This window comes from Acinetobacter variabilis (genome assembly GCF_000369625.1).
Taxonomy (GTDB): domain Bacteria; phylum Pseudomonadota; class Gammaproteobacteria; order Pseudomonadales; family Moraxellaceae; genus Acinetobacter; species Acinetobacter variabilis.
The window spans coordinates 1,724,550-1,740,777 of record NZ_KB850113.1 but is presented as its reverse complement, the minus strand read 5'-3'; the positions used below and the strand labels follow the sequence as shown (position 1 = coordinate 1,740,777).

The 16,228-nt window shown below is 42.4% G+C and carries 14 protein-coding genes and 1 tRNA gene; 8 read left to right on the top strand and 7 right to left on the bottom strand.

Annotation, left to right across the window (positions count from 1 at the left end):
* Positions 1 to 7: 7 nt before the first annotated feature.
* Positions 8 to 331, bottom strand: a complete 324-nt coding sequence (gene yhbY, locus F897_RS14050; RefSeq protein ID WP_004784797.1) for a ribosome assembly RNA-binding protein YhbY — start codon at positions 329 to 331, stop codon at positions 8 to 10.
* A 196-nt stretch (positions 332 to 527) separates the two neighbouring features.
* Here yhbY and rlmE point away from each other — a divergent pair, with 196 nt between their 5' ends.
* The 5 genes from rlmE to F897_RS14025 all read left to right on the top strand — a co-directional run bounded on the left by rlmE (position 528) and on the right by F897_RS14025 (position 5,272).
* Positions 528 to 1,178: a 23S rRNA (uridine(2552)-2'-O)-methyltransferase RlmE gene (gene rlmE, locus F897_RS14045; RefSeq protein WP_004784794.1), complete on the top strand. Its 651-nt coding sequence runs from the start codon at positions 528 to 530 to the stop codon at positions 1,176 to 1,178.
* Positions 1,179 to 1,311: 133 nt separating this feature from the next.
* Positions 1,312 to 3,201 carry an ATP-dependent zinc metalloprotease FtsH gene (ftsH, locus tag F897_RS14040; protein WP_034581215.1) on the top strand — a complete coding sequence of 630 codons (1,890 nt, stop codon included), beginning with the start codon at positions 1,312 to 1,314 and terminating at the stop codon, positions 3,199 to 3,201.
* 106 nt (positions 3,202 to 3,307) lie between these two features.
* Positions 3,308 to 3,922: a GNAT family N-acetyltransferase gene (locus F897_RS14035; protein WP_005236813.1), complete on the top strand. Its 615-nt coding sequence runs from the start codon at positions 3,308 to 3,310 to the stop codon at positions 3,920 to 3,922.
* A gap of 78 nt (positions 3,923 to 4,000) precedes the next feature.
* The gene (gene folP / locus F897_RS14030; protein ID WP_005236811.1) at positions 4,001 to 4,852 is read left to right on the top strand and encodes a dihydropteroate synthase; all 852 of its coding nucleotides are present in this window, start codon (positions 4,001 to 4,003) and stop codon (positions 4,850 to 4,852) included.
* Between the two features lie 105 nt (positions 4,853 to 4,957).
* Positions 4,958 to 5,272, top strand: coding sequence for a DUF5713 family protein (locus F897_RS14025; RefSeq protein WP_005236810.1), 315 nt, complete (start codon positions 4,958 to 4,960; stop codon positions 5,270 to 5,272).
* Positions 5,273 to 5,300: 28 nt separating this feature from the next.
* On the opposite strand, the gene F897_RS14020 is transcribed toward F897_RS14025, so the two are convergent.
* From F897_RS14020 to F897_RS14010, 3 genes are all read right to left on the bottom strand, one after another.
* On the bottom strand, positions 5,301 to 5,990 hold the full coding sequence (locus F897_RS14020) for a hypothetical protein (RefSeq protein WP_005236809.1): 690 nt from the start codon (positions 5,988 to 5,990) through the stop codon (positions 5,301 to 5,303).
* A gap of 93 nt (positions 5,991 to 6,083) precedes the next feature.
* Positions 6,084 to 6,169, bottom strand: a tRNA-Leu gene (locus F897_RS14015).
* Between the two features lie 170 nt (positions 6,170 to 6,339).
* Positions 6,340 to 7,068, bottom strand: a complete 729-nt coding sequence (locus F897_RS14010) for a hypothetical protein (RefSeq protein WP_005236808.1) — start codon at positions 7,066 to 7,068, stop codon at positions 6,340 to 6,342.
* Positions 7,069 to 7,236: 168 nt separating this feature from the next.
* Between F897_RS14010 and F897_RS14005 the strand changes: the two genes are divergently transcribed.
* Positions 7,237 to 7,743: a hypothetical protein gene (locus F897_RS14005; protein WP_005236807.1), complete on the top strand. Its 507-nt coding sequence runs from the start codon at positions 7,237 to 7,239 to the stop codon at positions 7,741 to 7,743.
* A 39-nt stretch (positions 7,744 to 7,782) separates the two neighbouring features.
* On the opposite strand, the gene F897_RS17180 is transcribed toward F897_RS14005, so the two are convergent.
* From F897_RS17180 to F897_RS13995, 3 genes are all read right to left on the bottom strand, one after another.
* Positions 7,783 to 8,061, bottom strand: coding sequence for a hypothetical protein (locus F897_RS17180; protein WP_005236806.1), 279 nt, complete (start codon positions 8,059 to 8,061; stop codon positions 7,783 to 7,785).
* A 55-nt stretch (positions 8,062 to 8,116) separates the two neighbouring features.
* Positions 8,117 to 9,439: a polyamine export protein PaeA gene (paeA, locus tag F897_RS14000; RefSeq protein ID WP_004784777.1), complete on the bottom strand. Its 1,323-nt coding sequence runs from the start codon at positions 9,437 to 9,439 to the stop codon at positions 8,117 to 8,119.
* 131 nt (positions 9,440 to 9,570) lie between these two features.
* A complete protein-coding gene (locus tag F897_RS13995) occupies positions 9,571 to 10,560 on the bottom strand; it encodes a LysR family transcriptional regulator (RefSeq protein WP_004784775.1) in 990 nt (329 codons plus the stop codon).
* A 680-nt stretch (positions 10,561 to 11,240) separates the two neighbouring features.
* Between F897_RS13995 and F897_RS13985 the strand changes: the two genes are divergently transcribed.
* Together F897_RS13985 and F897_RS13980 are read left to right on the top strand one after the other, a co-directional pair.
* Positions 11,241 to 12,842, top strand: a complete 1,602-nt coding sequence (locus tag F897_RS13985; protein ID WP_005236803.1) for an isocitrate lyase — start codon at positions 11,241 to 11,243, stop codon at positions 12,840 to 12,842.
* A 256-nt stretch (positions 12,843 to 13,098) separates the two neighbouring features.
* On the top strand, positions 13,099 to 16,194 hold the full coding sequence (locus F897_RS13980) for a multidrug efflux RND transporter permease subunit (protein ID WP_005236802.1): 3,096 nt from the start codon (positions 13,099 to 13,101) through the stop codon (positions 16,192 to 16,194).
* Positions 16,195 to 16,228: the final 34 nt, after the last annotated feature.

The following is a 16,228-nucleotide window of genomic DNA, read 5'->3' as shown; positions in this document are numbered from 1 at the left end:
CCTGTACTTAGTTAGAAAGATGGGCAAAACGGACAAGATTGGATAACTTCTGGTTTTGCTTTGGTGCTTTCTTGTAAAGCAGCGCAATTTTACCAATAGTTTGTACCACTTCAGCACCTGTAGTTTCTGAAAGTTCAGCAATGAGTGCTGCACGTGCTTCACGGTCTTCAGCCACCACTTTTACTTTAATGAGTTCGTGATCATTAAGGGCACGATTTAGCTCTTCAACTACAGATTCAGTTAAGCCTTTGTCACCAAGCATTACAACCGGGTTTAATGCATGTCCAATTTGACGTAAACGCTTACGTTCCTGAATAGATAAAGACGCCATGAGAGATAACCTGATTTTTAAAACGGCTTAGTATAGCAAAAGCGAAAAATAAACGCTGTAAATTCTCAGGAAATAATCACTTGTAAATAATCGCAAATTATACCGGAATACTCAGATTTAGATACACATGTATACTGCAAAAAATGTGTTTTTCCCGTACAATGAATCATTAGAAGTTTTTTTTATTTAGAGAGTTATGGCAACACGCATTACCAACCAAAAGTTATCTAAAAGTAGTCGTGCGTGGATGAGAGAGCATCTTGATGACTTTTATGTGAAAAAAGCACAAAAAGAAGGTTATCGTGCCCGTGCTGCGTACAAGTTGCTAGAAATTCAGGAAAAATACGGCATTATCAAACCCGGCATGACTGTAGTGGACTTGGGTGCTGCCCCAGGAAGCTGGTCCCAGATTGCCGGAAAACTGGTCGGTGATAAAGGTCTGGTGATTGCATCAGACATCTTAGAAATGGATGCGCTACCTGATGTGACTTTCTTGCAGGGCGATTTCCGTGAACAAGAAGTATTCGATAAATTGTTAAATATTTTAAACGGACGCACAGTAGACGTTGTAATTTCAGATATGGCCCCCAATACATCAGGTAATAGAGCTGTAGATCAACCTCGTCAAATTTATTTATGTGAACTTGCTCTGGATTTTGCCAACAAGGTACTCGGTCCCAAAGGACAGTTTGTAGTGAAAGTATTCCAGGGTTCAGGTTTTGATGAATTTCGTAAAGAAGTCGTCAACAGTTTTGATGTATTGAAGACGATTAAACCTGCTGCATCACGTGCCCGTTCGAAAGAAGTGTTTCTGGTCGGACAGGGACGCAAGAAGGCTTTGAAATAAAGTTTACTTGCCAACACGTTAAAAATTGTGCATTTTGTAGGTTTTTACATTATTGCAAATTGATTTGCAGCTTATTGATTAAGGTCACCCTTCGAGGGCATGATCAAATTAGATTGGAATGGGAAATAAAGCTTTGAGCGATCTTTTTAAGAATGCCGTATTGTGGCTCGTGATACTGGGTGTGCTGGTGTTAATCTTCAGCAACGTCAGTGACCGCAATCAACCGACTACAATGAACTATTCGGAGTTTGTTGCCGCGGTCAATGCTGGCCAAATTAAACAAGTTACAATTGATGGCGAAAGAATTCGCGGTGAAAAATCAAACAGTTCAGAGTTTGAAAGCATTCGCCCGGCAGTTCAAGACCCAGAACTGATGCCAAGCCTGATTAAAAATAATGTGGTCGTTGAAGGTGAAGCGCCTCAACGTCAAGGCTTGCTCATGCAATTGCTGATTGCAAGTTTCCCTGTGCTTCTAATCATTTTGTTATTCATGTTCTTTATGCGCAACATGGGTGGCGGTGCAGGCGGCAAGAATGGCCCAATGAGCTTTGGTAAATCTAAAGCGAAAATGCTATCTGAAGACCAGATCAAAGTAACATTTACTGATGTGGCGGGTTGTGATGAAGCAAAACAGGAAGTAGTCGAAATTGTTGACTTCCTAAAAGATCCTGCAAAATTCAAACGCTTGGGTGCGACTATTCCTAAAGGCGTCCTGATGGTGGGTCCTCCAGGTACAGGTAAAACCTTGCTGGCTAAAGCCATTGCAGGTGAAGCAAAAGTTCCATTCTTTAGTATCTCAGGTTCTGACTTCGTTGAAATGTTTGTCGGTGTCGGTGCATCTCGTGTACGTGACATGTTCGAACAGGCAAAACGCCATGCACCATGTATCATCTTCATTGATGAGATTGATGCAGTCGGTCGTCATCGTGGTTCAGGTACCGGTGGTGGTCATGATGAACGTGAACAGACTTTGAACCAGATGCTGGTAGAGATGGACGGTTTCGAAGGCAATGAAGGCATTATCGTCATCGCTGCAACTAACCGTGCTGACGTACTGGATAAAGCCTTACTTCGTCCAGGTCGTTTCGATCGTCAAGTAATGGTAGGTCTGCCAGATATTAAAGGTCGTGAGCAAATCCTGAATGTACACTTGAAGAAACTTCCTTCTACTACTGGTGTAGATGTCAAAGTTCTTGCTCGTGGTACGCCAGGCTTCTCAGGTGCACAGTTGGCGAATCTTGTAAACGAAGCGGCATTATTTGCTGCCCGTCGTAACAAGAACACAGTCGATATGCATGACTTTGAAGATGCGAAAGACAAACTGTACATGGGTCCTGAACGTAAATCGATGGTACTTCGTGAAGAAGAACGTCGTGCTACGGCTTACCATGAAGCAGGTCATGCGATTGTGGCAGAAATGCTTCCAGGTACAGACCCTGTGCATAAAGTTACCATCATGCCGCGTGGCTGGGCATTGGGTGTTACCTGGCAGTTGCCTGAATTTGACCAGACTAGCCATTATAAAGACAAAATGTTGAATGAACTTTCAATCCTGTTCGGTGGTCGTATCGCAGAGGAAGTCTTCATTAACCAGATGTCGACTGGTGCTTCGAATGACTTTGAACGTGCAACTAAAATGGCACGTGCAATGGTGACCAAATATGGTATGTCGGACAAGTTAGGTGTCATGGTCTATGAAGATGACTCTCAACAGTCATTTATGGGTAGCATTGGAACCCGTACGATTTCTGAAGCAACCCAACAACAGGTAGATGCGGAAGTTCGTCGTATCATTGATGAGCAATACAAGGTTGCACGCGATATCCTTGAAAATAACAAAGATATTGCCCATGCCATGGTGAAAGCGCTACTTGAGTGGGAAACAATTGATCGTGAACAGATTCGTGACATTATGGAAGGTCGTGAGCCAAAACCACCTAAAGTTTATGTTTCAGACAATCCAGTGATTGATGTAACACCGACTGATGGTCCAATGACTCCTCCGCCATTACCAGCGAACTAAGTTAACAATTAAAACCACCTTCGGGTGGTTTTTTTATGGCTATTGTTTTGTCATATCTAGTTGAATGCTATAGTCAATTCATAAAAATCAATGAGTAAAAATAAAAATGAATATACCTGTGATGGAATCCAGTATTTATCAGCTACGTTTGGAGCCACTGAGCTGGGAACATTTTGCAGATTTAGAAGCGGCATGTGCTGAAGGGGATTTGGGTGATGACCTTTATAATTCTGTGCCTTATTTAAGCAAGTTAAGACAATATGTGCAGCAAGCTTTAGATCAACAAGCTCAGGGTTCAAGAATGGCTTTTGCCGTGATTGATTTAACTTCAGACCGAGCAATCGGCACCACCAGCTTTCATGATATCAAGCCGGAAATTCCACGCGTTGAAATTGGCTTTACCTGGTATGCCAAACCTTATCAACGAACCTATGTAAACCGGGTCTGTAAATATCTTTTGTTGCAGCATGCATTTGAAGAGCTGAATGCTCAAGTGGTAGGCTTTCGGACTGATCAGCTGAATCTCAAAAGTCAGAAAGCTATTGAAGCTCTGGGTGCCAAACAGGATGGCATCATTAGATGTCATATGCTGCGTAAAGATGGCGTGACACTCAGAGATAGTTATATCTATAGTATTTTAAAAAGCGAATGGGTTGATGTAAAAGCGTTACTGCAATCCAAGCTGATGCAATATTCCAATAAGAACTATTTTGAAATCTAGCTATTGAATAGATTGAGCTTTGCTTTATTGATCTTTCCATAAGACAATACCGGGGTTATTGTGAACTAGGATTGAACCATGCAGCTGAAGCCACTACGACCACAGATCTGGACTTTCGGTCATTTGAAACTGGATTTGTCTCAGCCGCATGTGATGGGAATTTTAAATGTGACTCCGGATTCCTTTAGCGATGGGGGGCTGCACAATCAGAAAGATCAGGCAGTAGTAAAAGCCCTGGAAATGATTGCTGATGGTGCCACCGTAATTGATGTGGGTGGTGAATCTACACGTCCAGGTGCATCAGTCGTGGAAGTTGAAGAAGAAATCCGTCGTGTTGTGCCTGTAGTTGAAGAACTGGCCAAGCATGATGTGATCATCTCGATTGATACTTCACAGCCAGAAGTGATTAAAGCAGCCGTGAAAGCGGGTGCACATATCTGGAATGATGTACGCGCGCTCACTCGTCCACAAGCGTTAGAGACGGCAGCAGAACTGAATATTCCGGTGATCATCATGCATATGCGTGGTGAGCCGACTACGATGAATAATCTGGATCAGTATGATGATGTGACTCAGGATGTGATTCGGGAACTGTCACAACGGGTTCAAGATGCTCTAGATGTGGGTGTTAAAGCTGAACATATCATGATTGATCCTGGTTTTGGATTTGCAAAAAATGCCCAGCAAAATTTAAAGCTGTTGCAAGAGTTTTATAAATTGACAGAAATGGGCTATCCGATTTTGTCTGCTTTATCCCGCAAACGTTTTATTGGTGCTGCTCTGAATGGTGCAGAACCACAAGCACGTGCAGTAGGTTCGGCTGCGGCGCATTTGCTGAGCATTCAGCAAGGTGCCTGTATGGTTCGAGCACATGATGTCAAGGTAACAGCAGACGCCATCAAAATCTGGAAAGCTATGCAAAATGCCTAAATCTGGGCTGAAAGACATATAGGAGCAAAAGCTGTTTGGCTTTTAAACAGCAATGTGCTATACAGGCACGCTTAAGTTAGATTGTCATCTTTTAGAGTGCCTGTAATGTTTGCAGATTTACTTCTCCCCATGTTCGATGATGAATATTATCCCGATATTCTGGTTGCAGAAATCAAGCAACACATCGAACGTTTTGCTTCAAAAGTATCTAAATCCGGTTTATCAGATCAGGATGTATATCAGCTGGCCCATGAGACTGTGGCAGACATCAATGTCATGAAGCCACAGTTTGAAGATCTGGACTCTTCTCTGGATGATACTGCCGCAGACTATATTGCCGAGGCCATGATGATGGTCGTGCAAGAGCAGGGTCTGTTTGATATTGAAATGGAAGAACTGGTCGTTAATCGCGAATGGTAAAAAAAGCCCTGTTAAACAGGGCTTTTTTTTAATAATCTGAAAATACGTCTTTTAAATTTTTATAATGAATTTCATCCAGTAATTTCTGCTCTTCCAGCATGCAGCTATGATGCAAATCCAGATAATACTGTTTTAAATCTTTTTGATAAGGCACCGGTTCCGGCTCTTTGCTTTGCGATTGCTGATAAGACCAGTAAGCCAGCTGACGGATTTTCTGCAAACGTACCAATAGGGTGCTGCGAGTCGAAACTCTAAAGCAGGGCTCAACTAAAACCGGTACGAGGCTACTGAAAGCAAGCAGGGCCAAACAAGGCAAGGTAATAAATGCTGAGTGAAAATACTGATAATTTATAAATGACAGAATCGCAATCAGGGTTTGCATATACAGGCAGAGTTGCAAACGCTTGGCATAGCGAACAGAACTGTATTTCGCCTGAAACTGGGCGCGCCAGATATAAGGATAGAGCATGCCGATCATTACAATAGTACCTGCACTAAGCGCCTGATATTTTGAAGTCACAAAGTCAGGGTAAAACGGCAGCGAAAAGCACAGGCAACAAAATCCTGTGATCATGATCAGAATACCAATACGTAAATACAGATAGAGATCAGTGGTCTGGTTCAAATATTTATAACGGCCATAGCTGAGGCTGCAAAAGAATGCATCAGGATGGCGTAATTGCAATCTGGCTAGATCAAAAGAACGGGATGCAGACATGGGAAGGGCACATTCTATTGGTGATAATCACGCATAAAAAAAACCAGCTGAATGCTGGAGATTTTCATTGCACCATTCTAATCAGAATTAAAATGGTGCCCGAGGCCAGACTCGAACTGGCACGCTTTGTGGGCGGGGGATTTTAAATCCCCTGTGTCTACCGATTTCACCACTCGGGCATGTGCGCAATAATAGAGGACGAAATAAAGCTTGGCAAGTAAATTTCAATACGTTTGCTTTATTTTCAAGCAATTCAGTAGTTTAAATTAAAAAATTAAATCCATAGTGCTAGATGATAAGCGTGAGAAGTCATGTAATTTTCTATTTCAGGCCGTGATTCATAAAACATTTACAGGTGCTCGTCCAGATAAGTATCGATATCGATGTATTTAATCTTCTTGCACTGCTCATGTTCCAGTTTAAACAAGCGGGTATGTAAATCCGCATAGTGCTGAAGCTGATTTTTCAATTCTTCATTTGGGGAGGTCGGCTTGGAATGAAAAAATAATTTCAGACGTAGTTTCCAGGTTTGTTGATAAGCCCAGAAACAGATGCGACGTAACTGCTGCAGTTGATATTGTTCAGTGCTATTGGTAGCAGGGCGGAACATATTTTCTTTATAGAACCGTACAAAACCAAAACTGATCCCGAAAAAGAATAGAATCCACATGGTCATACTGCTTTGTAGAAAAACCAGATTCAGCGCTTCCAGCACAATGACTACAGTGAGTTTAATCGGTGTATGTCTTAAAAACTGATAGAGGGAATGAGAAGAGTGCCGGATCTGCTTGATCACTAGTGGAACCACCAGCATCAGAAATAACAGAATAGTCAGAATTGCATAAGCTTGCGCCTGAAAGTCTGGGGCAGTTGATAGCTTAGAGGAATAAACATCTTTGAGAACCAGGCTAATCGGTACAAAGATCATGGCAGCCAGCACCCAGGGAATCAGTTCCTTGAGATCACTTAAAATACCCTTGGTCTTGATCTGGCCATAAAACAGATAATTTCTTCTGAAGGCAGCGGGATAAAGCAATTTAAGTTGCTGCAATAAAAGATCAATCTGTTTGGTTTGCATAATAAAAAGTAAATAAAAAACTTGCCGCCTACTATAGCCAATTTACGCCAGAATGATAAAGATGATCTGGATTTTGCAATTATTAGAGTTGAAGCTAAAGATTTTAATTTTTTAGTGAGGATTTATGCGAAAATAGTCCATTGCATATTTATTTTTTAGGGACAGTTTATGACTGATCAATCTCCTGCGACGCTAAGCGACATCGAAATTTTAGACATCCTTCAAACCATGAAGAATGATGAGCTAGATACGGAAGCAAAAGAAGTCATTCGTCAAGGTGGTAAAGCGGGTCGTCAGGAAGCGCATAAACAGGCGCTGGTTGTATTGAATCAGTCATTTGAAGAAAAATTTGTTGAAGCAGTTTCTCTGGCCCTGAATCTGAATGAAGCACAAATCAAAAAAATCCGCTATAAGAAAGACCGTATCCGTATTTTAAAAGTACGTGGTATTGATTACCTGGCAATTGATGGTGCGGAAACTGCCTTTGTACTGGCGCAGATTGCGCAGGCGATTCTACGTGAAGATGCGGTCGTCACTCATGACCTGCACAATATTTTCCCATTCTGGAAAGAAGGCTGGCCAATGGTGCAATTTGATAATGCCTACAAAATCTTGCAGGAAGATATCCAGATCCATTATCAGGCAGTCCTTGAAGCACTTCTATCAAAAATCTAAACTGAATTGAATGTAAAAAAAGCACCTTTGGGTGCTTTTTTAATGAGAATAAAATAGGGAAAGCAGCCAGCGCACAGGAAGTATAAACAGCCGCCACCAGGTAATGAGCGGATAATAAAAATATTCGCCTATTCTTAAAGTCGAATCAAATCCTTGCCGGCGCCGCTCATAAGGATAGGGAGTCAGCCAGATTGAAAGTAAAATGAGCACAATTGCTATAATCAGAAATACAGGCTGTTGGTCTTGCATAAAGAAGAAATAGAATAAATATAAGGCCGAATAAAAACTCAGACAGGCGAGTAACGCAGCAATATTCATAAAAATTTCATTATTATTGTTTTTGGAATTTTAAAAAAATTGAAGAAGAACCAGATTATTCTGATTCTTCTGTCGGTGGCTTTTTTACTTCCAGCATACGTGTAACCAGTAACTGGTCAATCTTGAAATGATCAACATCGACAACTTCAAACTTGTAACCCGCATGTAGCACAATATCTGCAGGACGTGGAATCTTGCGCAGCTTGAACATCATAAAACCAGCCAGAGTTTCATAGTTCTCTTCATCTGGCATTTCATCAATTTCCAGCGCATGTTTGATGTCTTCAATAGGCGTACTGCCATCAATCAGCCATGAATTGCTGTCACGCTTAATGATCTGCTGGTCTTCTTCCAGAGGAGTAACCCAGTCGCCCATCACGGTAATCATGATGTCGGAAAGAGTAATCACACCTACGACCAAGGCATATTCATTAATAACGACTGCAAACTTTTCCTTGGTCGAACGGAAGCGATCCAGTAATTCAGATAGAGTCAGTGTATCTGGAATGGTCAGAACCGTACGGATGGTATTTTCATTTAACTGAAGTAAAGACTGATTATTCAGAATACGAACCAGAATATCTTTGGAGTCGACATAGCCAATTACATCGTCGATATTTTCATTACAGACTAGGAACTTGGAATAAGGAAATTCAGCCAGTTTTTGGCGAATACTGGCTTCAGATTCTTTCAAGGTAAAGAACACCACATTTTCACGAGTCGTCATACTGGAAGGAACATTACGTTCTTCAAGCTCAAACACATTCTCAATAAAGTGATGTTCCTGTTTCTGTAACACACCTGCCTGAGCACCCGCATCCATTACCGCTGAAATATCCGCGAAGGTAATATTGTCGTCTCGGATGGTATTCACTTTAAACAAGCGGAACAACAGGTTCGCAATGGCATTGATGAACCAGGCCAATGGTTTACAGATTTTGATAAATACCTGAATCGGATTAATCACCGAGACAGAAATTTTTTCTGGAGCGATCATGGCCAGACGTTTTGGCATCAAGTCCGCAAACAGAATAAATAATGAAGTCACTGCAGTGAAGGACAAGCTGAACGCAATCGTTTCAGTCCAGGGACCTTGATAAAATCTGGAAAGTAAATTGATGATATAAGGGCGGAAGGCGCCTTCACCTAAAATACCGCCTAAAATGGCAACGGCGTTTAAGCCGATTTGGGACGCTGCAAAAAAGTCAGCAGAGTTTTCTTGTAAATCTAAAACTTTTTGAGCGCGAATATCTCCCGATTCAGCCAAAATTTTTAATTTGACCTTACGAGCACCTGCAAGCGCGATTTCTGTTAATGATAAAAAACCGGCCCCCGCGATGAGTAATAAGATAATCACGATGTTTTGAAAGAGGCTCACGAATCCACCTGTGGATTAATATGATCTAGCTAAAAATATTTTTAACACAAAAAAAGACTTGAGGTACAAATAAAGGAACTCAAGTCTCTAGAGTATAAGCTTAAAAATGAGCAATTTAGCTAATATTCAATTCAATAATGCGAAAATTGCGAATTATTCATTAAAAATTCACGATTTTCTTCTTCGATCATCTGACGGGCTACATATAGAATCAGCTGACGTAACCAGCGATGGGCGGGATGATGATGCAATAAAGGACACCACGCCATCTTCAATTCAAACTCAGGAATATAGAATGGTGGATCTTTAATGAGTAAGTTCTGGTTTTTGGCTTGCAGACGTGCAATACGGGTCGGTAATGTTGCTACAAGATCGACATTGGCAGCCAGAAGACCAGGCATCTGATAATGACGGGTAAATACCGAAATCTTACGTTTTTGGCCAATACGTTCAAGCGCCTGATCAATCCAGCCGAGACCCGCCTGTTTCTCAGGGTTTACCCCAAAGCCAACGCCCATACCGGTTTTCGATACCCAGATATGCTGTGCATCCAGATAGCTTTTCAGATTCAGGTTGCCCGCAGCCGGATGCTTGTTATTTAACAGGCAAGAAAAGCTGTCACGCCAAACCAGTACCTGATGGAAGCTTTGCGGAATTTCATTAAAACGGTTAATCGCCAGATCAACTTTACCTTGTTCCATGTCACGATAGGACACATCACTTGGGGTTAAGAAGTCGAGAACCACATTCGGTGCTTCTGAACGTAATGCTTTCACCAAGCGTGGTACCAGTGTAGCTTCAGCATAATCTGAAGTCATGATGCGGAAAACACGGTTTGAAGTATAAGGGCGGAACTCGGTACGCGGTTCCAGAATCATAGAAAGATCCGCTAAGGCGTCACGGATACGAGGTTGGAGTTCTAGCGCACGTTCTGTTGGGGTCATACCTTCAGAAGAGCGAATCAGGAGAGGATCATTAAATAAATTTCGTAAGCGACGTAAAATGTTACTCATCGCAGGCTGGGTTACCCCAAGTTGTTCTGCTGCACGCGTGACATTTTTTTCACGTAAAAGTACGTCAAGATAAATGAGGAGATTAAGATCGACCCGCTCCAGATTCATAAAAAAAATACCGAAAATAAAATTATGAAATTATATGGATTATGCCATAACTACTATAACTTGTGTACGCAACTGATGAAAAAAAGCCCAGCTGATTGTACTGAAATGCCTTTTTGGAGTCTCTTTCACCGCAGATTTTGCCAGCCTGAATCCTTCTCTATTTTTAAAAGCAGAAAGGAAATCTGGCTGCCTCTAAAACGAAAGAAAGGTATTTCTGAAAAACAGAGGGAATTAGCAAATAATGTGCCAGGTTTGATAAAAAATATTTCAACAAATAAATGAAAAATAATTCCTTTGAAATAAGTATTCTAGGTTTTAAGGCTCATAAAATAAACAAAAATTGCTGAAATTAGGCGCTGCTAAAGTCTTGCAAGACTTAAGTCTAATGAATATTTTTTGCTCTTATTGCTGATGTTTTAGACAAAATCCAATTTCAAAAATTCAAAAATAAAATATAAAATACAATAACTTATAAAAAATTGATCAATATATAATTAGACTTTCATCTACATATTTTTTAAATAAATAATGATAATTCTTGCAGAATATTGGATTAATTTTTCGAAGCCCACTAATCTTTAGCTATCCCAACGGATCGTCGAAAATCTGAACAAGTCATTGAGGGTGTGATTTGAGCGGTTCGTTGCAGAAAAATCCTAATATTAATACAGGAATATATCATGACTACATACCAAACAGCGATTGATGCAATCCGCGAATTAAAAGCGAAATTCGGTAACACTTGGGCAGACATCAGTCCTGAAGATGCTGCGCGTATGCAACTTCAAAACCGTTTCAAAACTGGTTTAGACATTGCTAAATATACAGCGGCGATTATGCGTCGTGATATGGCTGCTTATGATGCAGACTCTAGCAAATACACTCAATCACTAGGCTGCTGGCACGGTTTCATCGCTCAGCAAAAAATGATTGCGAACAAAAAATACTTCGGTACAACTGAACGTCGCTATATCTACCTTTCTGGCTGGATGGTTGCTGCACTTCGTTCAGAATTCGGTCCTCTTCCTGACCAATCTATGCACGAAAAAACTTCTGTTCCTGCATTGATCGAAGAAATCTACACATTCTTACGTCAAGCTGATGCGAAAGAACTGAACGACCTGTTCCGCGCACTTAAAAAAGCTCAAGACGCTGGTGATACAGCTAAAGCTGCTGAAATCACTTCACAAATCGATAACTTCCAAACTCACGTTGTGCCAATCATTGCGGACATCGACGCTGGTTTTGGTAACGAAGAAGCGACTTACTTACTAGCTAAGAAAATGATCGAAGCGGGTGCGTGTGCACTTCAAATCGAAAACCAGGTTTCTGATGCGAAACAATGTGGTCACCAAGCTGGTAAAGTTACAGTTCCTCACGAAGACTTCATCGCGAAAATCCACGCTCTTCGCTATGCATTCCTTGAAATGGGTCTTAACGACGGTATCATCGTTGCACGTACTGACTCTGAAGGCGCTGACTTGACTCAAAAAATCCCAGTGGTTAAAGAGCCAGGCGACATCGCTTCTCAATACATCAGCTACTTAGACACTCAAGAAATTGACATCTCTGAAGCACAAGAAGACGAAATCCTGATCAAACGTGACGGCAAACTTCACCGTCCTAAACGTCTTGCTTCTGGCTTGTACCAGTTCCGTGAAGGCACTCAGATCGACCGCGTTGTACTTGACTGTATCACTAGCTTACAAAACGGTGCTGACCTTCTTTGGATCGAAACTGCGACTCCAAACGTAGCTGAAATCGCTCACATGGTTAACCGTGTACGTGAAGTTGTGCCAAATGCGAAACTTGTTTACAACAACTCTCCATCATTCAACTGGACACTGAACTTCCGTCAACAAGCGTATGACCGTTGGGTTGCTGAAGGTAAAGACGTATCTGCATACGACCGTGCTAAATTGATGAGCGCTGAGTACGACGATTCTGAATTGGCTGCTGAAGCTGACGAAAAAGTTCGTACATTCCAAGCAGACGCTTCTCGTGAAGCAGGCGTGTTCCACCACTTGATCACTCTGCCTACTTACCACACAGCTGCTCTTTCTACTCACGAGCTTGCTCAAGGTTACTTCGGTTCTGAAGGTATGTTGGCGTATGTTGCTGGCGTACAACGTAAAGAAATCCGCGGTGGTATCGCTTGTGTGAAACACCAAGCAATGGCTGGTTCTGACATCGGTGATGACCACAAAGAAATCTTCGCTGGTGACAACGCGCTTAAAGCGGGTGACGATGCGAAAAACACAATGAACCAATTCTCTGCTTAATCAGCTCTGAATCGATTCTAAAAAAACCCTGCGCAAGCAGGGTTTTTTTATGCCTAAAATAAAAATAATAACCTTATAAATTGTTGAAATAGCTAGATGAAAGGCAAAATCTTCATATTTTCTTCATGATTCAATTTTATACATATTTTTCTGTGATCAAGCCTTGCATTCTCTAGGCCACTGCCTGAATATCCTTAAGCTGACTCAATAATGCAACGCTTTCCATAATTCATTAAATTCAAAGTGATTCAGACTTATGCTGTCTAAGTTTTTCATTCATCGTCCTATTTTTGCAGGTGTGCTGGCCATTGTAGTCATGGCCATTGGACTTTTTGCGGTGATGAATTTACCTGTTGAACGTTATCCGGATATTGCACCGCCTCGTATTACTGTGGCAACAACCTATACCGGTGCATCTGCAGAAACAGTAGAAGAAAGCGTGACCCAGGTGCTGGAACAGCAAATTAAAGGTATCGACCGCTTGCTGTATTTCAGCTCAAGCAGTGATTCCTCAGGTCGAAGCCGGATCAGCATCAGTTTTGAAAATGGTACCGATCCAGATACAGCACAAGTACAGGTTCAAAATGCGATTAACGGGGTTCTCAATCGTTTGCCAGATGATGTCCAGCGACAGGGCGTGAATGTCTTCAAATCTCTTGGCGATACCCATATGGTCATCGGTTTGTATGATGAGTCACGGCGTAGCAGCAATATTGAACTGTCTGATTATTTGACCACGCATCTGGAACAGGATATTTCCCGAATTGATGGCATTGGGGAAGTGGATGTTTTTGGTTCACAGTTCGCGATGCGCATCTGGCTGAATCCAGCAAAATTGAAACAATATAACCTGATGCCAAGTGATGTGCGGGCAGCGATTGAATCACAAAATACTCAAGTGGCAGCCGGCGCAATTGGTGACTTGCCAACAGTCGATGATCAGTATCTGAATGCCAAAGTCACATCAGGCAGCCGTTTAAAAACAGTCGAAGAATTTGAAAATATTATTGTGAAGTCTGCCCGGGATGGTAGCTTTATCTACTTAAAAGATGTTGCACGGGTTGAATTGGGTGCGGAAAATTATCAGTCATATAGCACCACCAACGGTTATCCTTCTGCCGGTCTGGGCATTTCACTGGCCTCCGGTGCCAATGCAATTGCGACGTCGAGTCTGATCAAGGCTGAAATCGAGCGACTCTCCCAGCAGTTGCCGGAAGGCTATAAAATTGCTTATCCGCGTGACAATACCCCGTTTGTTAAAGAATCGATTAAAGAAGTCGTTAAAACTTTATTTGAGGCGGTCATTCTGGTCGTCATTGTGATGTTTATCTTCCTGCAAAACTGGCGTGCCACCTTAATTCCGACTGTAACTGTGCCTGTAGTTTTACTCGGAACCATGGCAGTACTTTATGTTTTGGGACTGAGTATTAATACGCTGACTTTGTTTGCCTTAGTACTGGCCATTGGCTTGCTGGTCGATGATGCCATTGTGGTGGTAGAGAACGTTGAACGTCTGATGCATGAGCAGCAGCTTACAGCCAAAGAAGCAGCGCTGGAATCCATGCAGGAAATCAGCGGCGCACTGATCGGGATTACCCTGGTTTTAACCGCGGTCTTTATTCCCATGGCATTTTTTGGTGGCTCAACCGGGGTGATCTATCGTCAGTTCTCGATTACGCTCGTGGCAGCGATGTCTCTGTCGCTGATGGTCGCACTGATTCTGACACCTGCACTTTGTGCGCTGATTCTAAAACCAAATCCAAAACCTGCCAAGTGGGCGAGTTGGTTTAACCAGAAACTGGATGGTTTGAAGCATCGTTATCTGAAAGTTTCTAATGTCACTCTACAACATAAGGCCATTAGTCTGGTGCTGTTTGCCGGATTGCTCTGCGTATTTGCTTTATTTTATCGCGCCTTACCCACCAGCTTTTTGCCGAGTGAAGACCAGGGTATTCTGAATCTGCAAATCCGGCTGCAGGAAGGCGCGCCAATGAAAAACACCATTCAGGTCGGTGAGCAGATTCGTCAGTATTTTCTGGAAGAAGAAAAGGACAATATCGACTTGGTCATGCTACGTTATGGCCGTAACTTCTCAGGTACCGGTCAGAACCTGGCGACCGGTTTTGTTGCCTTGAAGCATTGGGATGACCGTGCTGGAGAAGAAAATACCGCGCAGGCGATTCGTGAACGTGCTATGAAGCATTTTCGCAGTAACCGCGATGCTCAAGTCAATATCAGCATGCCGGCTTCAGTGAATGGTTTAGGGCAAACCGACGGCCTGGATTTCTGGATTCGTGATATTAACGGTAATGGCCGTCAGTATCTGGAAGAGCAGTTCCAGAATATGCAGTCTGGAGCAGCTCAATATAGTAGCTTTGAAAATCTGGATAAGCGTTCCAATCCGGAAAAAGCCGAACTGAAAGTCAATATTGACCAGAAACAGGCTATGGCCAATGGTCTGAGTCAATCCGCAATCAACAGTACGCTTTCAGCGGCCTGGGGGGGTAATTATATTAATGACTTTATTGATCGTGGCCGGATTAAACGGGTGATTATGCAGGGCGATGCAGAATTCCGTTCCAAACCTGAAGATCTGGCGCAATGGCATGTACGTAATGACCTGAACGAGATGGTGCCTTTCAGTAATTTCGCTCAGGTGGACTGGAGTGGTGGTCCTGAGGTGGTCAACCGTTTTATGGGCTATACCTCGCTGCAAATGCAAGCGGATATGGTCAAAGGTTCCAGTTCTGGTGAAGCGATGCAAGATGTTGAAAATCTGGTGGCAGAACAGGATGGCATTGACGTGGTCTGGAGCGGTTTATCCTTTGAGGAAAAACAATCCAGTAATCAGGCAATCTGGTTATATCTGGTGTCGATTGGTTTCATTTTCCTGTGCCTGGCCGCTTTATATGAAAGCTGGACGATTCCGACTGCGGTCATGTCCGCTATTCCTCTAGGGATTGGTGGGAATATCATTTTTAGTTTTCTGGCAGATTTTCCGAATGATATTTACTTCCAGATTGCTTTGCTGACCACGATTGGTCTGTCCTGTAAGAATGCAATTTTAATCGTAGAGTTTGCGGCATTGGCTCAGGAAAAAGGTAAATCGGTAGTTGAAGCTGCACTTGAAGGTGCTTCACTGCGCTTGCGCCCAATCCTGATGACATCTCTGGCCTTTGGTGCTGGGATTCTGCCACTGGTCTTTGCTTTTGGTGCTGGTGCAGCCAGTCGTCGTGAGATTGGAATCAGTGTTTTTGGTGGAGTGATCTTTGGAACGATACTGGTGCTAATTTTTATTCCATTTATGTATGTTTTAATTCGCCAAATGACGATGAAGAAATCACATACATAATATCAATTGAGAATATAGCATTCTAAAATCCCCG